The organism is Bacteroides zhangwenhongii, assembly GCF_009193325.2.
Classification (GTDB): domain Bacteria; phylum Bacteroidota; class Bacteroidia; order Bacteroidales; family Bacteroidaceae; genus Bacteroides; species Bacteroides zhangwenhongii.
This window is the reverse complement of record NZ_CP059856.1, coordinates 1,512,830-1,539,372: the sequence shown is the minus strand read 5'-3', so window position 1 is coordinate 1,539,372 and position 26,543 is coordinate 1,512,830. Positions and strand designations below refer to the sequence as shown.

The window sequence follows — 26,543 nt, the reverse complement described above, 5'->3', positions numbered from 1 at the left end:
AAAGTAATCGCTTATCAGAACGCTGAAAAAGACTGTACGCTGGGTAGTTGGTATTGTACTGGGAGTATATATCGGAACTATTGCTTTGCTGAACATACCAAATGTTCAGCAAGCGATGAGTGCGTTTGTCGCCGACGAACTTTCCGAAGTGTTGAATACAAAAGTGGTAATCGGCAGAATCAATATGGGATTATTGAACCGTATTATCATTGATGATGTATTGCTTGATGACCAAAGTGGACAGGAAATGTTGAAAGTCACCCGTTTGTCTGCCAAGTTCGATATCGTGCCTTTTTTTAAGGGAAAGATTTCTATCAGCAGTGTGCAGCTTTTCGGTTTCAATATTAATCTTCGCAAGGAAACACCGGATACTCCTCCTAACTTTAAATTTGTTCTGGATGCTTTTGCTTCCAAAGACACTGTAAAGAAAGAGAGTTCGCTTGATTTGCGTATCAATTCAATATTGATTCGTCGTGGAAGAATGTCCTATCATGTACTTTCGGAAGAAGAGACTCCGGGAAAATTTAATGCCAAGCATATCCAACTTCAGAATATTATAGCCAATATATCTTTGAAGGCATTGAGCAAAGATTCGGTCAATCTGGGAATCAAGCGATTGAGCCTTGATGAGAAGATGTCCGGATTTTCTTTGAAGAAAATGAGCTTGAAGCTGGTAGCCAACAATAAACAGACAAGCATTGATAATTTTGCTATTGAATTGCCCGAGACTTCTTTAAAAATGGATACTATCCACTTGGTGTATGACAGTTTGCAAGCTTTCGAGCATTTTGCGGAGAAAGTGCATTTCTCTTTCCGTACGTTACCGTCGCAGATTACATTGAAGGACATCTCTCCTTTTGTGCCGGTTCTTTCCCATTTCAAGGAACCGATAACGTTGGACATGGAAGTAAAAGGAACTGTAGACCAGTTGAACTGTTCGCATTTGGAGATTGTGTCGGAGGAACAGCAATTCCGTCTTAGAGGGGATGTCTCGTTGCAGGATTTATCACATCCGCAGGATGCGTATGTGTATGGTACTCTTTCCGAACTTTCGGCCAATACCCGCGGGGTAGGCTTTTTAGTACGTAACTTGAATCCGGATTATAATGGAGTTCCTCCCGTTCTCGAACGTTTGGGGAATATTAGTTTTCGCGGAGAAATTTCCGGATATTTCACAGACTTGGTAACGTACGGTCAGTTGCGTACAAGTCTGGGAGATGTGAAAACTGACTTAAAGTTAAGTGCGGATAAGGGCAAAGGGTTGTTCGCTTACTCCGGTGCGGTGAAAACAACGGACTTCAAGCTGGGGGAACTATTGGCTAATGAACAGTTGGGAGAAATAACTTTCAATCTGGATGTGCATGGACGGCATATCACAAATCAGCGCCCAACTGTAGAACTGAAAGGGCTGATTGCTTCAATAGATTATAGTAGATACAGGTATGAAAATATCACGCTGGACGGAGAATATAAACGGGGTGGATTTAACGGTAAGGTAGCATTGGACGATCCGAATGGTTCCGTCTATCTGAACGGGGATGTCAATGTCACTTCCAAAGTTCCTACCTTCAACTTTCTGGCGGTAGTACACAAGGTGCGTCCGCATGATCTTAATCTTACTACTAAATATGCGGATGCGGAGTTTTCTTTGAAATTAAGGGCCAACTTCACAGGTGGTTCCATAGAAGAGATGATTGGAGAAATCAATGTCGATAGTTTGGAATTTACGGCTTCGGATAAAGAGTATTTCATGAAGAACATGAATATTCGGGCTACAAAGAAAAATGACGAAAACCAATTGAAGCTGACTTCTGAGTTTCTGACGGCCGATGTAGAAGGGAAATTTCAATACCATACCTTGCCCGCCAGTATTCTTAATATTATGCGGAAATATATTCCGTCTCTGATATTGCCGCCTAAAAAAGAAATTGAAACGCATAATAATTTTCAGTTTGATATACATATCTATAATACGGATATTCTATCTACCATCTTTGATATTCCATTGACCATATATACCCATTCTACTTTGAAAGGATATTTCAACGATCCTTTGCATCGTCTGCATGTAGAGGGGTATTTTCCCCGTTTGCAATATAAGAATAACTTTATAGAATCGGGTATGGTTCTTTGTGAGAATCCAGCGGATCATATTCGTGCGTTAGTTCGTTTGACCAATCTGAAAAAGAAAGGAGCGGTTAATCTTTCTTTGGATGCGCAAGCCAAAGATGATAATGTCAGTACAACCTTGAATTGGGGTAATAATGCGGCTGTAACGTATAGCGGACAGTTGGCGGCTGTAGCTAAGTTTCTCCGTACGGAAGGAGAAAAACCGCTCTTAAAGGCAACGGTAGATGTGAAGCCTACTGATATTATATTGAATGACACGCTTTGGAAAATACATCCTTCGCAAGTGGTAGTGGATTCGGGAAAGGTGGATGTGAACAATTTCAATTTCAGCCATCAAGACCGTTATGTACGTATCAACGGACGTCTGTCCGACGATCCGGAAGACTCGGTCAAGATTGACTTGAAGGATATCAATATGGGATATGTGTTTGATATTGCCAGTATATCGGATGATGTAAATTTTGAGGGAGATGCTACGGGAACGGCATACGCGTGCGGTGTGTTGAAGAAACCTGTCATGAATACTCGTTTGTTTATAAAGAATTTCTCGCTCAATCAGGGACGATTGGGAGATTTGGATATATATGGTGAATGGGACAATGAGAATAGAGGAATCCGGTTGGATGCGTTTATCCAGGATATTGCTCCTGCTCCTTCGCACGTCACGGGTATTATTTATCCGTTGAAACCGGAGAGCGGACTTGATTTGAATATTGAAGCGAATGAATTGAATTTGAAGTTCCTCGAACACTATATGAGAAGCATCGCTAATGATATAAAAGGACGCGGAACAGGTAAGGTGCATTTTTATGGCAAGTTCAAGGGATTGAATCTGGATGGTGCAGTAATGACAGATGCATCTATGAACTTTGATATCCTGAATACTCACTTTGCCATCAAAGATACCATTCATCTGGCTCCTGGCGGATTGACATTCAATAATATGCATATTTCCGATATGGAGGGACATACGGGAAAATTAAACGGATATCTGCATTATAAACATTTCAAGAATCTGAATTATCGTTTCGAGATACAGGCTGATAATATGCTTGTGATGAATACGAAAGAATCGGCGGATATGCCTTTCTATGGAACTGTATATGGAACCGGAAATGTAATGTTGTCCGGTAATGCCGCACAAGGACTGGAAGTGAATGCCGCCATGACAACGAATAGGAATACGACTTTTACTTATATTAATGGTAGTGTAGCGTCGGCCACGAGCAATCAGTTTATTAAATTCGTTGACAAAACGCCGCGTCGGACCATCCAGGACTCTGTTCAGATTATCTCTTATTATGACCAGCTACAACAGAAACGTCAAGCGGAAACAGAAGAGCAAAAAACGGATATCCGATTGAATATTCTAGTGGATGCAACTCCCGACGCTACTATGCGGATTATTATGGACCCGGTTGCCGGAGATTATATCACAGGAAAAGGGACGGGAAATATCCGGACGGAATTTTATAATAAAGGAGATGTCAGGATGTTCGGTAATTACCGGATTAATCAAGGAGTGTATAAATTCAGTTTGCAAGAAGTGATTCGCAAGGACTTTGTGATTAAGGATGGAAGTACAATTACTTTTAATGGTGCGCCTTTGGATGCGAATATGGATATACAGGCTTCTTATACTGTGAACTCTGCTTCGCTGAATGATTTGATACCGGATGCTTCGACCATTATACAGCAACCCAATGTGCGGGTTAATTGTATAATGAATTTGAGTGGTATGCTGGTGCGTCCTACTATCAAATTGGGTATCGAACTTCCGAATGAAAGAGATGAGGTACAGACATTGGTACGCAATTATATCAGCACCGAAGAGCAAATGAATATGCAGATTCTTTATTTGTTGGGAATTGGTAAGTTCTATACGGAAGACGCTCGTAATAATAATCAGAACTCGAATGTCATGTCATCGGTGCTCTCCTCCACTCTGTCCGGTCAGTTGAACAATGCGCTGTCGCAGGTTTTTGAGACGAATAACTGGAATATCGGAACGAATCTGAGTACAGGAGACAAAGGTTGGACGGATATGGAAGTGGAAGGCATTCTTTCTGGACAGTTGCTGAATAACCGGTTACTGATCAATGGAAATTTCGGTTATCGGGATAACCCGATGGCGAATACGAATTTTGTCGGTGACTTTGAAGCGGAATGGCTGATTAATCGTTCGGGGGATATTCGTCTGAAGGCATATAATGAAACGAACGACCGTTATTATACAAAAACAAATCTGACCACGCAAGGGGTGGGTATTATGTATAAGAAGGATTTTAATAAGTGGAGCGATCTGTTTTTCTGGAATAAATGGAAAATACGTAATAAGCGTAAACGGGAAAAGGCGGAAAGGACTGAACAGCAACCGGTAGATAGTACCCATATCGATGGGACTGCTAAATCGGCAGTGGAAAGACAACGCCTCCAGCCATAAACAAGGTTTGTCTTTTAGGATAACAACCTTGTCATAGACGGTCATGGATTCTTTTTTGATTTATATTTGTCACATTATGAATCTAAAAAGAAAACTATTTATGGAAACAAGTAAACGGAACATCTACAGAGTTTTAGTCATTTTCTCCTTATTGTTTGCTTTGGGTGGCTGTTCTTCGGATGACGATGAACAACAGGAAAGTAAAGTTCCGACTTTCAAATCTACTTCAAACAATATATTCAGACCGCTAGGTGATGGTGGGAATGGAGAGTATATAGATAATGTATGGTACAATACAGTCCGGTGTTCTGCCAATATAACAGATAATGGCGGGTCGGCTATTATTGAATACGGTTTTTGTTGGGTCGAGAATAATACTGAGACTCCTACTGTAGAAAAAGGAAATAAAATTAAAGTGGGAACTTCCGATATCACAGGAGACTATAGTGCGGATATTTTGGTAAGAACCGGAAAGTCTTATCATGTGAGAGCTTATGCCCGCAATTCATCGGGAGTCGGCTATGGAGAACTAAAATCGGCCTTTGGAGGATCATTAAGTCCGAGATAAAGCTGCTTTGGATACTTATTGCCATATTACCTGTTAAGGTTCGAAATTATTCAATCAATATGAACGAAGCCCATTTATTGGGCTCGTTCGTATATTTGTTCTTCATATTCCGTTGTGCCATCGTAAAAGCTTTTTGTTTGCTCATTCCTGTTTGCCAATAACGGTAGAAGTCTGTCATCAGTTCTCTGGTCTCCTTGTCCGATACGTCTCGGAAAGAAATGATCTGAGCCTTTACACCGGCTTGGCGAAAAGCACGTTGCAGACTGAAAATGTTTTCTCCATATCGGGTATCTCCATTACCGGTGTTGCAGCCGGATAGCACGGCTAATTCAACGCCAGACAAATTCATTGATTCGATCTCAAGCGCGGTCAGAATGCCGTCATCTGTTCCTAATTGTTGCAGATTCTCCCAAGTATGGTTGGCTCCTGTGAATATCAGCCCTGTATGTAATAAAGGCTCTTTATGCTTGCTAAGTCCTCCTACGTGGAGGATGTCGTTCCGGACTTTAGGGTGGTATATGATACGGAAACTGTGTGTTGCAATATGTATGACAGATGATTCCAATGGTTGCCCCGATAATTTTCTGAATGCGGTTTCTGTTGCGTCTTTGCCTGTATATTTATGAATATTCCATTGATTGGAAAGAATTTTTTCTATACATCTAACTTCGTCAACTGTGCCTTGCAGGTATTGAAAACCTTGTTCTGTTGCCAAATGGGATGGATGATAGTTGAAATCGGCGCCTCCAAAGAGAAAGATGTCTTTTTTATGGGATATACCGGAGATCGTTTGTTCTTTCTCTTTCTTTATTCGGGGAATGTCGTTGCCAGACCATAAATAATGAATATCATATTCATCGATTATATACTTATTCTCATGATGAATATTGGCGAATGTAAGGAAATGCAGTGTTTCCAAGCCTGAAACATAAAGGCAGGTACAGTCTCCTATCACTTCTTTGATCGGAAGCCAAAATTTGCTATACGGTATCTTTTCATCTTCATATTCTAGCGGTAATGATGGTAATGTTACCAAACGGGGAGATTGCTTTTTAGTAAATACAATAGCGATATATGTTTCGCATACCAGCTCGTAAGGCAAACTGAAAATTTCGATGACAGCTTCATTATTATCAAGAGAAGCTGCAATTTCATTCCATTGATTAATCTTGGGAAGTTGAGGTGATACCTCTTTTTTTATACGATTGATTAATGCTTTCTCCAATTCCCGACGTGCTACCCGATTCTGCAACCGTTTGATGGTATCTTGAGCAGTTTGGTTTCTGAATGAGTCCTTGTTAAAGGTGATTGAATCAATCTGTGATTGGGTATTTAGGATATAACGGCTGTCTGTATCGGACAAATAGCGGTGATATTGAAAAGATGTCCCAGTAAATAATTCATTCATTAATAGGCGGTTGCTATATAAAAAAGGAACCATCCCTTCAAACAGTCGGTTTTCGTAAGCAAAAGTCTGCATTTCTTCAAAATAGGGCTTCATTATTTCCCATAGTTCATGTTGTTCGGAACGTAGCAGAAACTGGAGGTCATTTCCTATTGTTTTTATGATCAGCCGCTCAATCAGCTTGTATATTTTTAGTGCATATAGCGGTTTCTTGTGGTTCACACAAGTTCGTGCAGCCTCTCTGTACATCGAAAAATATTCCGGTAATTTCTGTTCATATAAAACTTCCCCTACTGAAACGGGATAATACATACTCTTAGCGATTCGCAGACATTCACTTAAAGTTGTGAGAGATAATGAGGGTAACAGACAGGCATTCTCCAGCCGTCTGGATAAAATTCTCCGTTCATGGTCGGGTAGAGAGTTCCATGCTGTTTTTCGTTGTGCTTTATTGATTTCTTTAACGATCTGGTCTGTTTTTCCTGTTTCCCAATAGTAACGGGTAATAACATTCAGTTGTTCGGGACGTGGAAATTCCAGTTGCTTGTATATGGGGCGAAGCTCTTTGGGAGAGGCTCCGTTACGTGCGTAATCATACATTGTATATGCCAATACTCCTGTAGTGGCAGCATCCAGAGTCATGTTTCTCGCAGAAAGTACCAGATAACAGTCTTTTCTCCCAATCGACAAATCCATAAGAAAGATTTGCATATCTAGTTCTTCCTCATATAAAGCATAATCTTCTTTGCTTTTGGGCGTTTTATTTTTCAGTACTTGCCATAGTATTTTATCTGCTTGTTCGGCGGCTATTTTGCTTTCTTCATACATACCTAGTCGGCGGCAGTATTGTGCAATGGAGAATAGTTCATGGGCATATTGCGTACTATCATGTGCCAGCTCCAATTTTCGGAAGTGTTCTGTTCCTTTATTGGATGGGGCTTCTTTTGCTTGGGCATATATGTTGTGTACCATGCAAAAGAGAAGAATAGCTCCCACAAACATCAGCCATTGCCTTTTTAGAACCATTTTCTCTCTTTTAAGAGTTTTTCAATCGATATTGCTTTCTCTTTATACAAACCATTGTCCTCTTTTATTTCTGTCACTACTTGCAATGCTTTATCACGGTCGTTTATTTTCATGTAGCAGCAAAGCAGAAGCCATTCTGCTTCTTCTTTGTAGGGAGTGCCAACCAGAGGAAGTAGTACGGAGATAGCTTCTGTTGTTTCCTGTCGCTCAATAAAAGATATACCTATGTATAAACGGGTAGATACGGGGAATGCGTCTATCTTTGTGGAAAGTTCTTTTTCCCGATAAAGCTCGGTGACGGTCTCGTATTGTTGTTGTTCATAAGCGGTAATGATTTTCTGGTTGCATTCCGCAATCTTTTCGCTTATCCCCTCTCCACGTGCCCGTTCGATGATAGGAACCTCATAATAGGTCTGATAGATTTCTTCCGGAGAGTAACGATGTAAGCTTCCGACGTATAATAGCCCGATACCTGCAAATATACATAATATGCAGGCTACGGCCACCCAAGAATGGGGATGAATATGTTTGGAAGCCTCTATTGCTAATCTGGCTTTCTGTTCAGCGCGAATCAGCTCTCCTTCGATTAATATCATACGGAGTTTTACTTGTTCTTTCAAGTGGCTGTCAGTTTCCAACATTCTCCGGAATTCCTCTTGTTCAAAGAGAGACATCTCGTTGTTAATGAACCGGTCTATTTGTTGTTCAATTTGTTGCTTATTCATCTTTACTTCTTCTTTATTTTCCTAATATGATACCTACAGATTCCAACCTTCTCTTTAGTTCAAAAGATAATCTGCGCAGGCAAGAACTTTTTTTGTTCTTTGCTACCTGCTCTGTCTTATAATTCATATATCGGGCAATTTCTTCCATTTTCCGACGTTCCCAATAATAAAGTATGAGTACCTTATTACAGTCTGTATCCGCTTCTTCAAGTAGTTCTGATACTATTTTCTGCGCTTCATTCCACTCTTCCGGAGGAAATTGCCGGACATTCCATTCCGATGCCAACATCTGTAATATGTCGTTTTCTTTCTGTTCCTTATTTATATATTTGAATATGTGGTGTTTTCCAATCTCGAACAAGTATGTTTTCAAAGACACATTCCGCTCTGTATACTTTCCGCTTCTGATATTCTGGTACATGGCGGTAAAGCTTTCCTGATAAATATCTATTGCCGTATCTTTACTGATCGGGTAATTGCTTATAGCAAACAAAATAAAAGGTTGTTTATATAGCTCGTACAAGTTTTCGATTTCTTTACCCATCTCCCTTGAACGGTTGTTCTTTCTTATATAATCGAGTATTTTCATTCTTATTTTCTTAGTCCGATAAAAAAAGGAGCCGTTTCGTCCGAACATTCCATATAGGGATATTGAAACCGCCGTACACTTGAGTCTCTTAAAAGGGAAAACATATCACCCATAAGCCGTGAAAAAAAAGTCTTTATTGTGCATTGAGCTTTCATCTTATTAATCTGTCGGCAAAAAGAATATGTTAATTTGCCGACGTACATCGAGCGTTGTCTGTCATAGTACTCATAATTCGTAAACTCTGCCGGACAGGCACTGAATACGGCAGCGGTAGCCAGTCCTTTTTCGTTTTTAAGCCGCAGACTTAGTTCCTGATGTTTACCGGGACGTGGAACATACCCTTCCTTAGCAAAAATAGCAGTTGTTCCACGAACATATTCTTTATAGGTTTTCATGTATGCTGTCTCATCCCGATTTGCTGTTCCGCTGTGGCAAGCGTCTAACGTAATAGTAATTCTGCCCTTCTCCCCTGCTTTCCGGCGAAGTTTGTGAATCCATATTCCCAATTCATCATCACGTAAATGATTTTCTCCTTCATATTGTTGGGGAATATATTTGTATCCGGCATCATACATTACCAAACTCTCGTCCAGTCCGTCTTCCTCGTCCCCGTTGTTATCCATCATTTGCTGTCCATGACAGGAGAAATGCAGAAATAAGACATCACCGGATTGTACCTCGTTGCAAAGCCTGTTCAATGCTTTGGTTACGTTGGCTTTGGTTGCCAGTGTATCAGATAACTGAATAATATGAGCAGGTAAGAATTTTTTAAGAGATAACATTTCGAGAATATATACTTTGTCATTATCGGCATGGATGTTTTCCCAACCACTATTCTTAGGGTAGTTGGCTATCGTAACGATAAGTGCTCTGTTGGTTTGTGCAGATATATTGCTACTAATCAAGTATCCGATAATAATAAAAAAGTACTTTGTATAATTCAGTTTATTCATACTACCAACAAAAATAAATCATTTTTTTCAATTTCTCCTTGTTACCTTTTAACTTTTTGCGGTATAAAGAATAAAAAAATAAACCTTGTTTAGGCAAGGGGTATTATCAATAGCTTGTTGGAGTTATTTAAAACAAGGTTGATGATTTTTAGGCAACAACCTTGTGCCGGATAACTCATAACTGTTATTTAACTTATTTTTGTCCAACATAAGAACATGAAACATGAGTGAAAAATTGAGTATATCCTATCATACGGCAAAAAGAATTTTATTGGAGTTATTGGAAGATAATGATTTCTCAACCGACGAGGATATCTTGAAGATTCTTGGTTCGGTAGTACAAAAAGAGACTTGTGAGCCGGATGGTGACGAATATAGTTTGAGTCGGATCATAATAGATAAAGAGGGACGTGTGTTTCTTCCCGATTATTCATCTATGGAAATAAAGATACCCTATCTTCCTAAAACCGTATTTATCTTTTTCCTGATTCATGATGAAGGCATTGAATTTAAAAGTATGTACAACTACGTACATGAATTATATGAAATCTATCAGGTAGTTGCTTTGGAGAAAAATACGGAAGCTAATAAAATCAAACGCAGTCTGGATAATTTGGTAGAACCGGTAAATAACCGGATTTATGAAACGTGTTCAATCATTCGGCGGAACTTTTCAGTAGTGATTCCCGAACCGTTAATGGAGATGTACTGCATTACGGGTAAACGGGGTGAGAAACATCAGATAAAAATAGACCGTTCGCTGATAAGGATAGAAAATGCAAAGCTTAAAGGTATGTTTGATACCCTTAATAGTATATGATATAGAACAAATTAAATATTTATATCAAAGGAATAATTATGAAAACATTGAACAAGCTGTTTACAAGGAACAGCACTACTATTTCCTTTATGGGAATAATGTGTGTAGCTTTACTCATTTCTTCATGTGGTGGTGGAGTTGTAAAAAAGGAGAAGGCGAATGATTGGGTGGAAATGGGACTGAAAGGTCAAGTGAAGAAAATGATACCAGATTCAGGAGTATACCGGAAACTGCTTGAAATTCAAATTAAAAGAAACGATTCTCTATTATGATAGAAAAGAGAAAAGTGAGAATTATGATGGTGAATACTAACAATTTAATAATTATAATAATGAAAACAACAAAAAAATATCCGGTTTGGGGAGTACTGATGCTATGTTCCCTATTCTTTTTAGCAGGATGCAATTCTGACGGTAAACTGCGTGAAAGTTTAACTGAATATGTCAATGATATGAAACATCAATACTTTCCTTCCGGGAAGTTTGTTTTTGATGAGAATGTTACAGATATGAATTTCGGGAAGATTACCATTGAAATGTTAAGTGGTTTACGTGATGAGGGACTTATCACATATACGGTTTTAGAAAATCAAGGTTCAATTTATGCAGTTGATGTCAATATAACAGAAGAGGGGCTGAAGTATGCAAAAAAAGTAGATGAGAATTTATATTCAGTAAGTTTACATACAGAAAAAATAGATAAGATATTAGAGAAAGAGTTTAATGAAGATACTGGTATAGGGTTATGTCATTACTCTACTGTATATGATGAGGTCACTCCTTTTGGGAAAATCATTATGGGGATTAAATCCGGTGACGTATGCAATGAGAAAACAAATAAAACCGTAAAGAAAATAGACGGTGTATGGCAAGCTGAATGGCCATCTTGGAAAGAACAGAAAAAAGAAAAGTAGTATGAGGAAAATATTTTTTTCACTCTTGGTGCTAGCAGCTTTATTGAAAGTACAGGCACAAGGAATTGCCCCCATAGGTGTATACGAGGGAAAAGATAAGATATTAGGAATGACCCGTCTGGGATATTTGGAGATTAATATGGATGAGCCTTTGGTTCCAGACTTTTCGCAACAGTTTGTGAAGGGACAAAATCATAAGTTCATGTTTCTGCCGGATAACTACCAGAAGAAACCTTCTACTCATTTCAGAGGACAAAAGGCTACTGGATTTGTAAAATTCCAAAATAGGATGTTGCTTGTCAATTCTGAGGTCTGTAAATTGAGTAACCCATCCGAAGGTGATAACTGTTGGACATTGGATTGGGAAAATGAAATGGGACAAAAAGGGAAATGTACTTTATATGCTCCTACCGATTCTACATTGCTTTTTATCGGATTAGGTTCATTTGACAAGTCGATAGGACCTGATAGCCTGATGTTTGCCCTTAATAAAGAAATGACTTCATCGGCAGGTAAGCAGCCGTATTTTACTCGTAAGCCCCGTCCGCAAGGGGATGAAGGGCTTGATTATATACCGGCTATACTACGAACTTATAAACCTTCCGTTCCACCTACTTTGACAGTACCGACTAGTAATTCAGGCTATATCAAAGGCGAATGGATAGGAAAGCTTGATAATGGGAGTGTTATGTCCATTAAATTGAATTCTACCGCTAAGAGCATTAGCTATTATGGACACAAATACTATGGTCTGATTAAGATGAATGGACCGACTTTTATAGAAGAAGGGGTTATTGCGGTTAAAAAGATAGGAGATGCGATGTATGGACTGTACACTCGTCCTCTGAGTACAGATGTGCAGGCTATTCATTATTCTGTTGTAGCTTGCTATATGAAAAATATTCTCTTTTTCCCAACTTCCGCTACTCCGGCAAAAACTGTAATGGGACGTCCTGCACCTAAACCGGTATCTATGTATTGTATGCCACCGTTGCCTCATTTTATGCCTATGTGCTCAACAGGAAAAGAAGTAAAAGACTTCCCCTTAAACTTTTATCAGAAAGGATACTGCAAAAACAGAGAAGGAGAGGCCGTTTTGTGTCATGGGATCATATTTACTTCCTTTAATATGGGAAGTCGAACTGATGAAGATATTATTTTGGAAGCTTATCCTGATATGCATGGTGTAGACAAGAAAAATGTGAAGATCAAATATAGATGTGGTAGAACGGAGAATGTTTACACAGCGGTTTTGGTATATAATCCTCAAAAAACTGAGTATAAGGTTACTCAAGTGAAAATGGTAAAATCAGAAAGTGAATATCCTGATATAAACGATTGTTATTTGCAGGATGGTATTATTAAATGTGTAGGACTCTTGCAAGTGGAAATAGAATATAAACGATAACATAAAAAAATATACAGAAATGGAACGTATTAGTAAATTCTTACAGCTACAATTTTGTATGCTTCTCTTATTATTGACTGTTTTACCTGAATTCAATTTATTGAGTTCACTTTTAGGTTTTAATTTTGATATTCCCAAATTCGCTTGTAAAGTGCTTGGACTTATCGGAGGAGGTATGGCTTTTTATTATTTTTATAAAGACGCTCAATCAAAATCCCAACAACTCCCTACTCCATTTTTAGCAACAGCGATAGGTGGTATGGCACTTATTTTGTTATCGATGATTCCGGGAATACCGTCATGGTTGGAGTATATTGCAATTATTCTTTTGTTAGCAGCTCTTTACCTATGTAAAGAAAGTCTGGGAATTGAGTGGAGTAACAGAGGATCGCAAGGTGCTTATTTTATCTTATTAGCGGTTTTGTTGCACGTATATAACAGTATCGGTGATACAATGATGACAGGTATTGCAGCTCTAGTCGGTCTGATTATGTATTGGATAGGACTTGGCAAAATTAGGACGTCTTTAGATTCTGTCGGCGAACAGGGCGTTTCTAAGCTTAAAATAGCTGTTATATTAGGATTAGTCGGAGTAATAATTGGCTGGATTCCATTAATAGGCGGTATCATTGGAGGGATTCTTGCTATTTTGGCATTCGTATTTGAGTTTATGGGATACGGATTGTTGAAAGGTTCAAATGCGATTGGCAATGAAGGACAGATTGGAGCCGGAAAGTTACGTACAAGTATGATCATTCTTTTGGTAGCAACTGTCATAGGGTTTATCCCGGGATTGGGTATTGTAGAGAAGATCCTTTCAATTATTGCCGTTTGGTTTGTATTCCAAGGATGGAGCTTGATTTTATCTGGTATAGAAACGAGAGCAGAAAGGGTTTGATATTTATGCTCTGGGTTGCTCCGTTTTAGCATATAATAGCTGATTAAATGATTATTAAACGATGATTGGTGTCTTTCTATAACTTCACCAATCATCGTTTAATATGTTATCTGGGGTGCTATTCTCCCTTTGTTTTATTTAATTATCAATATCAATCAGATTGAACTTCAAGTCGAATTTTAGTTCTACTCGATTAGAGAGTTTTACTTCGTATTCTTTTTTATCTCGTTCTATTTTCAATACTTTTGTGTCAGGATAATTAGTCGTTACATATTTCTGAATAGCTGTAGGAATTGTTGCTGTAGGAACAACTGTATGTTTACAATCTATTTCAGTCCAATTTCCTTTCTTGTCAAATTCTACCTTATTGCCGTTTGTGAAAATCACTTCATAACTTTTGTAGAAGAAATCATTTTCCATTTTTGCCAATGCTACTTTGTTCTTTGGGAAATGTTGTTTGATAAACAGTTGAGCCGGTTGTGGCATTTGTGTTACTTGAATTGGTTTGTCATCATCCGCACGCGCTACTGTTTGTAAAGTAAAAAGACAGACTAATAAGAATACTAACTTTTTCATAATCGTTGTTTTTTAATTGGTTTTACTATTATCATTTAATTTATATGGCAAAGATGAGAACAGATTCTGAAAAGATTTGGGAATTTCGGGAAATCTCGAAAGAAAAATCGAAAAATAGTGAAGTATGGCAAATAGGTTGGCAGCATGATATTCTTGAATTAGATTCTTTAGGATTCTTTTAAACCTACTAATAAACACATCCCTTATTTTTGCAACCACAAATTTGACAGTATTCATATTAAATAACCATAAGAACTTTTTTATGACTATGAGAACAAATTGTTTTTTATTATTAGCTATTCTGTTGGGATTGATTCCCATTAATAACACACACGCAAATGATTCTATCCCTAAGAGCGTGATTCTGTACACACCTTACACAAAAATCTCCGTATCTCCCGGAGCGTCAATTGACTACAGTATTGATCTTATCAACAACACAGACCAGTTGACGAATGCGAATCTTTCTGTCAGCGGATTATCCGCCAGTTGGAAACACGAAATGAAATCCGGTGGCTGGAGCCTTAGCCAACTATCGGTACTTCCCAAAGAGAAAAAGACTTTCAATTTAAAAGTCGAAGTCCCATTAAAGGTGAATAAAGGTAATTATCACTTTGTGGTATATGCCGGAAACGCCAAACTTCCATTGGATGTGGTGGTTGCTCAAAAAGGAACCTACCAGACTGAATTTACTACCGACCAACCCAACATGCAGGGAAATTCTAAATCAACCTTCACTTTCAGCGCCACTTTAAAGAATCAGACTGCCGACCAGCAGTTATATGCTTTGATGGCTAATGCACCCAGAGGTTGGAATGTAGTTTTTAAACCTAACTATAAGCAAGCCACTTCTGCGCAAGTGGAAGCCAACAGCACCCAAAATGTAAGTATAGATATTACTCCTCCTGCCAATGTAGAAGCCGGCAGTTACAAAATTCCGGTACGTGCCGCTACAGGTACCACTTCTGCCGAATTGGAACTGGAAGTGGTTGTTACCGGCTCTTATCAAATGGAACTGACTACTCCCCGTGGGTTATTGAGTACAGATGTCACAGCAGGTGATATAAAGAAAATAGAACTGGAAGTCAGAAACACAGGCTCTTCATTACTGAAAGATATTCAGCTGTCTGCCAATAAACCTGCTGACTGGGAAGTAACTTTCGAACCTTCAAAAATCGATGCACTAAAAGCCGGAGAGACATCAACGGTTATGGCTACTTTGAAAGCTTCTAAAAAAGCATTGCCAGGCGACTATGTGACTACCATCATGGCAAAAACTCCTGAAGTAAATGCCGATGCGCAGTTCAGAGTTGCAGTAAAAACTCCGATGATATGGGGATGGGTAGGCGTTCTTATCATTATTGCCGCCATCGGCGTGGTTTACTATCTGTTCCGTAAATATGGAAGGAGGTAAATTATGGGCGAACAAGTGATCGTACTTACCGATTTGACTAAACAATACGGTAATTTCACTGCTGTAGATCATATTCGCCTGAATATCCGGAAAGGAGAAATCTTCGGATTGCTGGGACCGAATGGTGCTGGAAAATCAACTACTATCCTAATGATGTTGGGATTGACAGAGCCTACTTCGGGAACAGTTGAAATTTGTGGAATCAATTCTACTACACACCCCATTGAAGTAAAAAGGAAAATTGGGTATTTACCAGAAGATGTAGGATTCTATGATGATATGACAGGACCGGAGAATTTGATCTATACAGCGCGATTAAATGGTATTTCTGATAAAGAGGCAAAAAACAAGGCTATGGAACTGATGAAGCGGGTAGGCCTTGAAGATCAGTTAGCCAAAAAGACCGGGAAATACTCTCGTGGTATGAGACAGCGGTTGGGATTGGCTGATGTACTTATTAAAAATCCGGAGATTATTATTCTCGATGAGCCGACTTCAGGGATTGACCCTGCAGGTGTTCAGGAATTTATCGAACTGATTCGCTGGTTGAGTAAAGAAGAAGGACTGACAGTGCTTTTCTCTTCCCATCATCTGGATCAGGTACAGAAAGTGTGCGACCGGGTAGGTTTGTTCAGTAATGGCCAATTACTTGCTTTGATCGATATGGCAGAATTGAAAGATAAGAAGCAGGAATTGTCTGATATTTATAACCATTATTTTGAGGAAGGAGGAGAAAGACATGAATAAAGTCAATCATCCTTTTTGGGTTATCGTCAACAAGGAAATTTCCGATCATGTCAAAAGTTGGCGTTTTATTATACTAATAGGTATTATAGCACTTACCTGTATGGGGTCGCTATATACAGCACTCACCAATATTAGTGAAGCCATCAAACCTAATGATCCGGACGGTTCGTTTCTTTTCTTGAAGTTGTTTACGGTTTCAGATGGGACTCTCCCCTCTTTTGTACTGTTTATTAACTTCTTAGGTCCCCTATTGGGAATCGCTTTGGGATTTGATGCAGTCAATTCCGAACAAAATAAAGGAACATTGAGCCGTATGCTGTCCCAGCCTATTCATCGCGATTGCATTATCAATGCGAAGTTTGTGGCTGCTTTGATTGTGATAGGTATCATGTTGTTTGTATTGGGCTTTCTGGTGATGGGATGTGGGCTGATTGCTATTGGTATTCCTCCTACGGCAGAAGAGTTTTGGAGAATTGTTTTCTTCATCATTACCAGTATCTTTTATGTAGCATTCTGGTTGAATCTGGCTATTCTGTTTTCACTCCGTTTCCGTCAGGCAGCGACTTCCGCATTAGCATCTGTGGCTGTTTGGTTGTTTTTTAGCGTATTCTATACCATGATTGTTAATTTGGTGGCTAAAGGGTTGAGTCCGTCACAGATGGCATCACCTTATCAGATTATCAGTTATCAGAAGTTTATTCTAGGGTTGATGCGTTTGGCGCCAAGTGAACTGTTTAATGAAGCTACCACCACATTACTGATGCCTTCTGTCAGAAGTTTGGGACCATTGACTATGGAACAGGTACAGGGAGCTATCCCTAGTCCGCTCCCATTGGGACAAAGTCTTTTAGTTGTATGGCCGCAGCTGACCGGATTGATTGCGGCAACGGTTATTTGCTTCGCTATTTCTTATATCATGTTTATGAGAAGAGAAATACGCTCCAGATAACTAACTCATCATAAAAAGACAAAGGACACGGAGAAACAGGTGAATGGATATACCTGACAAATTGGTTTATGATAACCGACAGGTCGTTCACTTTAAATCCGTGTCCTCTGTGTTTGTTTTCTGGGTGAATCTTATGATTGGGAAATCTCGAAGCAATGTTCATTCTGCTCGAAGTAATAATTTATATTCAGATGTTGCAAACGACAGATGGAATCGGCTATAGCTAATCCCAGCCCTGTAGATCCTTCCTTTTTGCTACCCTGATAGAAACGTTCGAAGATATGTTCCTTGTCTAGCGGATGTTCCACTCCCGAATTTCGGAAAGTAATACCGTTCTTTGTAATGGTGATTCGGATATGTCCCCCGTCAATATTATGTACAAATGCATTTTTCAGGAGGTTAGTGAGTAAAGCAACAGCCAGAGATTCGTTCATTTTCACCTTAAAAACGCCTTGTTCATCTATCGTGACTTCTATGTTGCGATAATCATAAACTTCTTCGTAATCTTGCAGATATTGTTTGAGAAGTACATTGAGTTCCAATTCTTTGGTATCGGTAAACTGGCCATTATCAATCTTGGAAAGCAATAATAGGGATTTGTTTAATTTAGTGATGTATTCTAAAGTCTGATGCGTTTTCATCAGTTCTTCCAGTTGTTTTTCTGATAGCGAATCATCTTCCATCAACATTTCCAATCGGTTACGGCAGATAGCAAGTGGAGTTTGTATCTCATGTGAAGCATTTCCGATAAACTGTTTTTGTTGTTCGAACATCTGCTCTGTACGTTCCACATAACGAATGGCAGCCTCGTTTAATTTCCGGAATTCCGTGATTTGAGTATTATTACTCAAAGGTTTATTTCTTTTTCCTGTTTGATAACCGTCCAGCCAGTGTAGAAGTACATAGAGCGGTCGCATATTCCGGTAAAATACCCATACGGAAATGATAATAATGCAGAATAATAAAGCTACATATAGAAATATAATCCACACCTGGATGGCATCTCTCAAATCATCTTTTTCAATGCTGGGGGTCGATACTGTCAGTTCGTGGTATCGTCCTTCATCATCTTTAAAGATAGTAGTAAGAATACGTGCCGGCTCGGTCTCTCCTTTTTCTTCAATGTATACCATAGAGTCTTTATACTGAATATCCTCCCGGCTTTCCGCATACTTTTTGCTTACTTCCATCATATAATATTGATTGTTGGAGCCATTGGTTTTAGAAGGTAGCTCCTCTCCTGCCAATGCACGTATAATGATGGTTTCCGAATAATCTTCCAAAGCGTCATCCACTTCATCGTTGACTTCATCGATCATCGTAACATAAAAGAAGATAGCCCAGACCGTCAGTATAAGGGTCAGAGCAAGTGTAATACGAAGAATGATGTAATATATTAATTTCATGGACAATAATCTCTTTCTTTTTTATTCTACCACCATTTTATATCCAAACCCATAAACCGCTTTGATTTCAATCGTTGCACCGGAATCTTTGAGCTTTTTGCGGAGATTCTTGATTTGCGCATATATGAAATCAAAATTATCAACCTGATCGATATGATCTCCCCATACAGATTCGGCCAAGGTATTTTTATTGATTAATCTTCCGGGGCGGTTGATGAAATATAATAGGATATCATACTCTTTTCTATTTAGTTCCACTTCCAGATCATTCACAAAGACACGATATTTATCCGGTTCTATCCGTACATTGCCTTGGCGGATATCAATTTCTCCATCGTGCTGATGACGGCGAATCACGCTTTTAATACGTGCATTTAATTCAACCAGATGAAAGGGTTTCGGCAAATAATCATCCGCCCCGAGCTCCAATCCCAAGACTTTGTCTTCCAGGGAGTCTTTGGCGGAAATAATAATCACATTTTCCCGTTTATGGAGCGCTTTCAATCGTTCAAGAAGATCAAGTCCGCTTCCGTCCGGCAGCATGATGTCCAATAAGATACAATCATAGTCGTAATCTTCTATTTTGCGTAAAGCAGAATTGAAGTCACTGGCTGTTTCTACCACGTAACGTTCTTTTTCAAGTGAACATTGAATCAGTTCTCTCAAAGAGGGTTCGTCTTCTACAATCAATATCTTCATAATTTTGTTCTCCTTTCTTTTTTACATACTGCAAAGAAAAGGGATATTTCTGAAATAAAACTGAAATGGAAGGAAAAAAGAAAAGGATGAAAACGATTCAATCGCTTTCATCCTTTTTATAATGATATACAATTTCTATTTAATAAGAACGTGCAAATATGACGCGGCAAGCAGATGGTTTACCTGTAACCATACATTTACCCGGTTCTTTGTCGCCCGGAACAAATGAATCGAACGGAATACAACGAATAGTTGCTTTGGTTTCTTCCTTAATCTTTTCTTCTGTTTCAGTAGTTCCGTCCCAATGAGCCAGAATAAATCCGCCTTCTTCGATTTTTTCTTTAAATTCGTCGTAGGTATCTACTGTTGTAATCTTGGAATTACGATAGTCCAATGCTTTTTTGTAGATATTAGCCTGCATTTCTTCAAGCAGGTTCTGAACGTATGTTTCAATGCCTTCACAGGTAACTGTTTCTTTTTCCAGTGTATCACGGCGCATCACTTCCATCGTGTTGTTTTCAAGATCGCGACCACCCATAACCAAACGAACAGGTACACCCTTCAATTCATAATCAGCGAATTTGAAGCCCGGGCGTTTGTTATCTGCATTATCATATTTCACAGAGATGCCCAGTGCTTTCAACTTAGCTACAATGCCTTCTACTTTAGCATCGATTTGTTTCAGTTGTTCGTCATTCTTATAGATAGGAACGATTACTACCTGAATCGGAGCCAAATGTGGAGGTAATACCAATCCGTTGTCATCCGAGTGAGTCATAATCAATGCACCCATCAAACGAGTAGAAACACCCCATGAAGTAGCCCAAACATACTCCATCTTGTTTTCCTTGTTAACGAACTGAACATCGAATGCCTTTGCAAAGTTTTGTCCCAGGAAGTGGGAAGTACCACTTTGCAATGCTTTTCCGTCCTGCATCATGGCTTCTATTGTGTAAGTGTCAAGTGCACCTGCAAAACGTTCATTGGCTGATTTCACTCCCTTTACAACGGGAACAGCCATATATTTTTCTGCAAATTCACCATATACATTCAACATTCTGATTGCTTCTTCCTCTGCTTCTTCACGGGTAGCATGAGCGGTATGTCCCTCTTGCCACAGGAATTCGGCAGTACGCAGGAAAAGACGGGTACGCATTTCCCAACGCATTACGTTAGCCCATTGATTACATAAGATAGGCAGATCACGATAGGAATTAATCCAATTTTTATAAGTATTCCATATAATGGTTTCAGAAGTCGGACGAATAATGAGTTCTTCTTCCAATTTTGCTTCAGGATCCACGATAACTCCTTTTCCATCCGGAGAATTTTTCAAACGGTGATGAGTTACTACGGCACACTCTTTTGCGAAGCCCTCCACGTGTTCTGCTTCACGACTTAAGAATGATTTCGGGATTAATAGCGGAAAGTATGCATTTACGTGTCCTGTTTCCTTGAACATATCGTCCAATTGACGTTGCATTTTTTCCCAGATAGCGTATCCGTAAGGCTTAATCACCATACATCCGCGCACAGCAGACTGTTCTGCCAAATCAGCTTTTACCACCAAATCGTTATACCACTGTGAGTAATTCTCACTACGTTTGGTTAGATCTTTCAGTTCTTTTGCCATTATATTTTTCTATTTAAGTTTTCCAGAGTGTTAAAACAGGGTGCAAAAATACGAAAAATGCATGAAATGCCCTATTCTTCATACATTAATTTATTCATATAAAAAATCAGGCAGTTATCTATGAACTGCCTGATTTTCAAACGAGCGGTAAACGAGGCTCGAACTCGCGACCCCCAGCTTGGGAAGCTAGTGCTCTACCAACTGAGCTATTACCGCATACTTGCTAATGGTTCCGGGCTAAGAAACCCTATGAAACGGTGATGCAAAGGTAAACATAATTTTTATATCTCAAATAAAATCTTCTACTTTTTAATGGAAGAAAAAGTAGAAATGAACAAACTTCTCTTTTTATCTGTTAGAATGTCTCAATATAAGATATAACCTAACCAGTATGAAAAAAAATAAGTTACTTTTTGTACTATTGACTTTGCCTTTTTCCATCAGTCAGATAGATGCACAGACACCATTAAGTTTTGAAGAATCATTGCATCTGCTCAATCAGGGCAATCGGAGCTTGAAAATTGCAGATAAAAGTATTGAGATAGCCAAAGCGGAACGTGATAAACTAAATGCTTTTTGGTATCCCAGTCTTCAGTCCACAGGTGCATTTGTGCATATGTCGGAAAAGATTGAAGTGAAGCAGCCTTTGTCACAGTTTACCGACCCGGCGAAAGACTTTGTACATTCTATTATTCCGGATGATCAGATCATTTCATCAATATTAGATAAAATAGGTGCGAACACACTTGTATTTCCTTTGACTCCACGCAACTTGACTACTGTCGATTTGTCTGCAGAATGGGTCCTTTTTTCAGGTGGAAAACGTCTCCGAGCAACTAATATCGGAAGAACGATGGTTGATCTGGCACGGGAGAACCGGGCACAAGTATCCGCCAATCAACAGAATTTATTGGCAGAGAGCTATTATGGCCTTCGGTTGGCACAACAGGTCGTGATTGTTCGTGAAGAAACATATAATGGATTGAAAAAGCACTATGAGAATGCCTTGAAGTTAGAAGCTGCAGGTATGATTGATAAAGCCGGAAGACTTTTTGCCCAAGTAAATATGGATGAAGCTAAGCGTGCATTGGAAGCTGCACGAAAAGAAGAAACTGTAGTGCAAAGTGCTTTAAAAGTTTTGCTGAATAAAAAAGATACAGATACTGATATAGTACCTACTTCTCCTCTTTTTATGAATGATTCAATACCTCCTAAGATGCTTTTTGACTTCTCTGTAAACAGCGGGAACTATGCGCTTAACCAGTTACGGTTACAGCAACATATTGCCAAGCAAGAAGTACGGATTGCACAAAGTGGCTATATGCCGAATATAGCCCTTTTCGGAAAACAAACCTTATATTCGCATGGTATTCAGAGTAATTTGTTACCGCGTACGATGATAGGTATCGGGTTTACGTGGAATCTGTTCGATGGTTTGGATCGTGAGAAGAAAATACGCCAATCGAAGTTAACGGAACAGACGCTTGCTTTAGGGCAAATGAAGGCTCGTGACGATTTGGCTGTTGGTATAGATAAGTTATATACGCAGTTGCAAAAAGCGCAGGATAATGTGAAGGCATTGAATGCGACAATTGCTTTAAGTGAAGAATTGGTTCGTATCCGGAAGAAATCTTTCACTGAAGGAATGGCAACTTCTACCGAAGTTATTGATGCTGAAACCATACTTGCCAATGTAAAGGTGGCTCGTTTGGCAGCATATTATGAATATGATGTGGCACTGATGAATCTACTTTCACTCTGTGGCACACCTGAACAATTTGCAAACTATCAACCTAAACCGTAACAAACAATGAAATTAGCTAGTAGAACCCTTTCATGGGCCTTCGTCATTATTATGTTCGCTGTCGGCGTTTTTACAGCGCTGGGAATTATATTGATGCATAAACAACCGTTAGTTCTCCAAGGGCAAGCGGAAGCGACTGAAATTCGTATTAGTGGAAAACTTCCCGGACGTATAGACACATTCTTTGTCCGGGAAGGTGATTGGGTACATCAAGGGGATACTCTTGTTGTAATCAATAGTCCTGAAATATATGCCAAGTATCAACAAGTAAATGCTTTGGAACAGGTTGCCGTACAACAGAATAAAAAAATAGATGCTGGAACCCGTCGCCAGATTGTAGCTACTGCATTACAGCTCTGGAACAAGACAAAGAGTGATCTCGGTCTTGCTCAAACAACGTATAATCGTATTCTTACTTTATATAAAGATAGTGTTATAACTTCTCAGAGAAAAGATGAAGTGGAAGCGATGTATAAAGCGGCTGTTGCAGCCGAACGTGCAGCGTATGAACAATACCAGATGGCTGTAGATGGTGCACAAAAAGAAGATAAAGCGTCTGCCGCCAGTATGGTAGACGCTGCCAAAAGTACAGTGGATGAAGTTTCCGCTTTATTGCTCGATGCACGGCTAACAGCACCGGAGGACGGGCAAATAGCAACCATCTTCCCAAAACGTGGAGAGCTGGTTGCACCGGGTACTCCTATCATGAGTTTGGTTGTAATGGATGACGTACATGTTGTTCTCAATGTACGTGAAGATCTGATGCCGCAGTTTAAAATGGGGGAAACTTTCATCGCAGATATACCTGCTATCGGTAAAAAAGATGTTGAATTTAAGATATACTATATTAGTCCGCTAGGTAGCTTCGCCACGTGGAAATCAACCAAGCAAACCGGAAGTTATGATTTGCGTACATTTGAGATTCATGCTCATCCGACGCAAAAGGTAGATAATCTGCGTCCCGGTATGTCCGTGTTGCTAACGCTAAATTAATCGGCAAATAAAATTAATCATAGAATGGATTTATCACAAACATATTCACCTTTTCGCTCCGTACTGCTCAGAGAGTGGCGACGAATGACGTCACGACGCCTTTATTTCGGTGTCTGTATTGTCCTGCCGTTGTTTACTCTCTTTTTTATGGCTACCATTTTCGGTAACGGGCAGATGGAGAATATCCCGATAGGCATTATCGACCAGGACAATACTGCTACTTCACGGGCTATTACACGGAATATCTCTGCAGTGCCCACTTTTAAAGTAGTAAAACATTATGTAAATGAGGCTGCAGCCCGCGAGGCCGTACAGAAAAAAGAAATCTACGGGTATCTTTCCATACCTCCGAGATTTGAACAGAATGCTATCACCGGAAAGAATGCAACTCTTTCCTATTATTATCATTATGCCTTGTTGTCAGTAGGTGGTGAGCTCATGGCTGCTTTTGAAACGTCATTGGCTCCCGTATCCTTATCTCCCATTGTAATGGAAGCGGTATCTCTCGGGGCAGACCAACAGCAAATTACTACATTCCTGTTACCGGTACAAGCCAACAACCACCCGATATATAATCCGAGCTTGGATTATTCCGTTTATCTGAGCCAGCCGTTTTTTTTCGTATTATTTCAGATATTGATTCTCCTGACTACTGTGTATACAGTCGGAATTGAAATCAAGTTCCGCACAGCTACAGATTGGCTGGCTACTGCTAAAGGCAATATGATAACTGCCGTTTTGGGTAAACTACTCCCCTATACCTTTATATATATTCTGATAGGATGGCTGGGTAATTATGTCATGTTCGGTATCCTGCATATTCCTTTTCAAGGAAGCTGGTGGCTGATAAACATGATAACCGTACTCTTTGTTATTGCTACACAGGCTCTCGGATTATTCATATTTTCCCTGTTCCCGGCAGTCTCTCTGGTAATAAGTGTTGTTTCTATGGTAGGTTCATTGGGGGCTACTTTATCGGGAGTAACTTTTCCGGTTTCTAATATGTATCCGTTAGTAGGAGATGCCTCTTATCTGTTCCCTGTCCGTCATTTTACAGAGATGATACAAACCATGCTTTACGGAGGTGGTGGATTCATCTATCTTTGGCCGTCAATGGTGATACTCTGCATCTTCCCCTTGTTGGCTTTATCATTACTACCCCATTTAAAACGAGCTATAGAAAGTCATAAATATGAAAACATTAAGTAAATTACAACAGCTATCATTTGTTATCCGTCGGGAGTTTCTTGCCATAAGTACTAGCTATGCTGTTTTACTGGTGTTGATGGGAGGAATTTTCATGTATGGATTGCTTTATAATTATATGTACGCTCCTAATATTGTAACGGATGTTCCTGTTGCCGTTGTTGATAATTCCCACAGCGAATTGAGTCGTAATTTTATTCGATGGTTGGATGCGACCCCTCAAGCGGAAATTTATGATCAGGCAATTGACTACCATGAAGCCAAAGAGTGGATGAAAGAAGGAAAAGTGCAAGGAATACTTTACTTGCCGCATGATTTTGAGGAGCGGGTATTTCGCGGAGATGAAGCTGTATTTTCTTTATATGCAACGACCGATGCCTTCCTCTATTTTGAAGCATTACAAGGCGCTTCTTCACGTGTCATGTTAGCTATCAATGATAAATATCGGTCGGATGGCGCTGTTTTCTTACCCCCTCAAGGATTATTGGCAGTAGCTATGGCAAAACCGATAAATGTAGTGGGAACTGCACTCTATAATTATACGGAAGGATATGGTTCTTATCTGATTCCGGCAGTCATGATGATCATTATTTTCCAGACTTTGCTAATGGTGATAGGTATGTTGACCGGTGACGAACATGCCAACAGAGGAATTCGTGCTTATATACCTTTTGGGTGTGGCTGGGGAGTTGCCATTCGTTTGGTGACGGGAAAAACTTTTGTATATTGTGCCTTATATGCAGTCTTTTCTTTTTTCTTATTAGGACTCCTTCCCTATTTCTTTAGTATTCCTAATATTGGAAATGGATTCTACATTATATTATTGTTAATACCTTATCTGATGGCCACTTCTTTTTTAGGATTGGCTGCTTCGCGATATTTTACAGATTCGGAAGCTCCATTACTCATGATTGCTTTTTTCTCGGTTGGATTAATATTTCTTTCCGGAGTTTCTTATCCTATGGAATTAATGCCGTGGTATTGGAAAATAGCACACTATATTCTTCCGGCTGCACCGGGTACACTTGCTTTTGTAAAGTTAAACTCTATGGGTGCCGATATGGCAGACATAAAACCGGAATATATAACTTTGTGGATTCAGACGATTGTTTATTTCATTATTAGCATATGGGTCTATAAAAGCAACTTAGCAAGTCATAAAAAACAACTTTAGTAGCAAAATACTTTCTAAATGAAAGTTTTTAATAGAATATTCTGTATTTCTTTGTTTTTCTCAT

At 39.3% G+C, this 26,543-nt stretch carries 23 protein-coding genes and 1 tRNA gene; 15 read left to right on the top strand and 9 right to left on the bottom strand.

The features are described 5' to 3' along the window. Window positions 1–115 precede the first annotated feature (115 nt). Together GD630_RS06065 and GD630_RS06060 are read left to right on the top strand one after the other, a co-directional pair. Window positions 116–4,573 (top strand): translocation/assembly module TamB domain-containing protein, encoded by a 4,458-nt coding sequence (locus tag GD630_RS06065; protein ID WP_143866034.1) that lies wholly within the window; start codon window positions 116–118, stop codon window positions 4,571–4,573. A 100-nt stretch (window positions 4,574–4,673) separates the two neighbouring features. Further along, complete coding sequence (locus tag GD630_RS06060; protein ID WP_143866033.1) at window positions 4,674–5,141, top strand: hypothetical protein; 468 nt, start codon at window positions 4,674–4,676, stop codon at window positions 5,139–5,141. A gap of 46 nt (window positions 5,142–5,187) precedes the next feature. Here GD630_RS06060 and GD630_RS06055 read toward each other — a convergent pair whose 3' ends face one another. The 4 genes from GD630_RS06055 to GD630_RS06040 are packed head-to-tail and all read right to left on the bottom strand — an operon-like array spanning window position 5,188 to window position 9,839. Beyond that, window positions 5,188–7,572, bottom strand: a complete 2,385-nt coding sequence (locus tag GD630_RS06055) for a CHAT domain-containing protein (protein WP_238482971.1) — start codon at window positions 7,570–7,572, stop codon at window positions 5,188–5,190. Further along, window positions 7,563–8,297 (bottom strand): hypothetical protein, encoded by a 735-nt coding sequence (locus GD630_RS06050; RefSeq protein ID WP_143866031.1) that lies wholly within the window; start codon window positions 8,295–8,297, stop codon window positions 7,563–7,565. The genes GD630_RS06055 and GD630_RS06050 overlap by 10 nt, the downstream gene beginning before the upstream one ends. Before the next feature lie 13 nt (window positions 8,298–8,310). Further along, on the bottom strand, window positions 8,311–8,886 hold the full coding sequence (locus GD630_RS06045; protein ID WP_143866029.1) for an RNA polymerase sigma factor: 576 nt from the start codon (window positions 8,884–8,886) through the stop codon (window positions 8,311–8,313). A 2-nt stretch (window positions 8,887–8,888) separates the two neighbouring features. Further along, window positions 8,889–9,839 carry a caspase family protein gene (locus GD630_RS06040; protein ID WP_143866027.1) on the bottom strand — a complete coding sequence of 317 codons (951 nt, stop codon included), beginning with the start codon at window positions 9,837–9,839 and terminating at the stop codon, window positions 8,889–8,891. Between the two features lie 223 nt (window positions 9,840–10,062). On the opposite strand from GD630_RS06040, the gene GD630_RS06035 reads away from it, so the two are divergent. From GD630_RS06035 to GD630_RS06015, 5 genes are read left to right on the top strand one after another with little or no spacing between them, the layout of a single operon-like run. Then, window positions 10,063–10,659 carry a hypothetical protein gene (locus GD630_RS06035; RefSeq protein ID WP_143866025.1) on the top strand — a complete coding sequence of 199 codons (597 nt, stop codon included), beginning with the start codon at window positions 10,063–10,065 and terminating at the stop codon, window positions 10,657–10,659. Window positions 10,660–10,697: 38 nt separating this feature from the next. Beyond that, on the top strand, window positions 10,698–10,931 hold the full coding sequence (locus GD630_RS06030) for a hypothetical protein (protein WP_143866023.1): 234 nt from the start codon (window positions 10,698–10,700) through the stop codon (window positions 10,929–10,931). Window positions 10,932–10,990: 59 nt separating this feature from the next. Next, window positions 10,991–11,572 carry a hypothetical protein gene (locus GD630_RS06025; protein ID WP_229118671.1) on the top strand — a complete coding sequence of 194 codons (582 nt, stop codon included), beginning with the start codon at window positions 10,991–10,993 and terminating at the stop codon, window positions 11,570–11,572. 1 nt (window position 11,573) lies between these two features. Next, window positions 11,574–12,980: a hypothetical protein gene (locus tag GD630_RS06020; protein WP_143866019.1), complete on the top strand. Its 1,407-nt coding sequence runs from the start codon at window positions 11,574–11,576 to the stop codon at window positions 12,978–12,980. A 19-nt stretch (window positions 12,981–12,999) separates the two neighbouring features. Next, window positions 13,000–13,878 carry a hypothetical protein gene (locus GD630_RS06015; protein ID WP_143866017.1) on the top strand — a complete coding sequence of 293 codons (879 nt, stop codon included), beginning with the start codon at window positions 13,000–13,002 and terminating at the stop codon, window positions 13,876–13,878. Between the two features lie 138 nt (window positions 13,879–14,016). Here the strand turns inward: GD630_RS06015 and GD630_RS06010 are convergent, their stop codons facing one another. Continuing rightward, a complete protein-coding gene (locus GD630_RS06010) occupies window positions 14,017–14,454 on the bottom strand; it encodes a PepSY-like domain-containing protein (RefSeq protein ID WP_143866015.1) in 438 nt (145 codons plus the stop codon). 44 nt (window positions 14,455–14,498) lie between these two features. Between GD630_RS06010 and GD630_RS06005 the strand changes: the two genes are divergently transcribed. From GD630_RS06005 to GD630_RS05990, 4 genes are all read left to right on the top strand, one after another. Continuing rightward, window positions 14,499–14,636, top strand: a complete 138-nt coding sequence (locus GD630_RS06005; protein ID WP_153260234.1) for a hypothetical protein — start codon at window positions 14,499–14,501, stop codon at window positions 14,634–14,636. A gap of 80 nt (window positions 14,637–14,716) precedes the next feature. Then, window positions 14,717–15,868 carry a COG1470 family protein gene (locus GD630_RS06000; protein WP_143866013.1) on the top strand — a complete coding sequence of 384 codons (1,152 nt, stop codon included), beginning with the start codon at window positions 14,717–14,719 and terminating at the stop codon, window positions 15,866–15,868. Between the two features lie 3 nt (window positions 15,869–15,871). Then, window positions 15,872–16,615 carry an ABC transporter ATP-binding protein gene (locus GD630_RS05995; RefSeq protein WP_143866011.1) on the top strand — a complete coding sequence of 248 codons (744 nt, stop codon included), beginning with the start codon at window positions 15,872–15,874 and terminating at the stop codon, window positions 16,613–16,615. Beyond that, complete coding sequence (locus GD630_RS05990) at window positions 16,608–17,564, top strand: ABC transporter permease (protein WP_004295992.1); 957 nt, start codon at window positions 16,608–16,610, stop codon at window positions 17,562–17,564. The genes GD630_RS05995 and GD630_RS05990 overlap by 8 nt, the downstream gene beginning before the upstream one ends. Before the next feature lie 131 nt (window positions 17,565–17,695). Here GD630_RS05990 and GD630_RS05985 read toward each other — a convergent pair whose 3' ends face one another. The 4 genes from GD630_RS05985 to GD630_RS05970 all read right to left on the bottom strand — a co-directional run bounded on the left by GD630_RS05985 (window position 17,696) and on the right by GD630_RS05970 (window position 21,518). Beyond that, window positions 17,696–18,970 (bottom strand): sensor histidine kinase, encoded by a 1,275-nt coding sequence (locus GD630_RS05985; protein WP_143866009.1) that lies wholly within the window; start codon window positions 18,968–18,970, stop codon window positions 17,696–17,698. A gap of 21 nt (window positions 18,971–18,991) precedes the next feature. Further along, window positions 18,992–19,669: a response regulator transcription factor gene (locus tag GD630_RS05980; protein ID WP_117933771.1), complete on the bottom strand. Its 678-nt coding sequence runs from the start codon at window positions 19,667–19,669 to the stop codon at window positions 18,992–18,994. Window positions 19,670–19,808: 139 nt separating this feature from the next. Next, window positions 19,809–21,302, bottom strand: coding sequence for a proline--tRNA ligase (proS, locus tag GD630_RS05975; RefSeq protein ID WP_143866007.1), 1,494 nt, complete (start codon window positions 21,300–21,302; stop codon window positions 19,809–19,811). A 143-nt stretch (window positions 21,303–21,445) separates the two neighbouring features. Next, window positions 21,446–21,518: transfer RNA gene (locus GD630_RS05970), tRNA-Gly, on the bottom strand. A gap of 175 nt (window positions 21,519–21,693) precedes the next feature. Here GD630_RS05970 and GD630_RS05965 point away from each other — a divergent pair. The 4 genes from GD630_RS05965 to GD630_RS05950 are packed head-to-tail and all read left to right on the top strand — an operon-like array spanning window position 21,694 to window position 26,479. Then, window positions 21,694–23,106: a TolC family protein gene (locus tag GD630_RS05965; protein WP_143866005.1), complete on the top strand. Its 1,413-nt coding sequence runs from the start codon at window positions 21,694–21,696 to the stop codon at window positions 23,104–23,106. 6 nt (window positions 23,107–23,112) lie between these two features. Next, complete coding sequence (locus GD630_RS05960; RefSeq protein WP_143866003.1) at window positions 23,113–24,099, top strand: HlyD family secretion protein; 987 nt, start codon at window positions 23,113–23,115, stop codon at window positions 24,097–24,099. Window positions 24,100–24,123: 24 nt separating this feature from the next. Then, on the top strand, window positions 24,124–25,308 hold the full coding sequence (locus tag GD630_RS05955) for an ABC transporter permease (protein ID WP_143866001.1): 1,185 nt from the start codon (window positions 24,124–24,126) through the stop codon (window positions 25,306–25,308). Next, window positions 25,292–26,479, top strand: coding sequence for an ABC transporter permease (locus tag GD630_RS05950; protein WP_143865999.1), 1,188 nt, complete (start codon window positions 25,292–25,294; stop codon window positions 26,477–26,479). The genes GD630_RS05955 and GD630_RS05950 overlap by 17 nt, the downstream gene beginning before the upstream one ends. Window positions 26,480–26,543 lie beyond the last annotated feature (64 nt).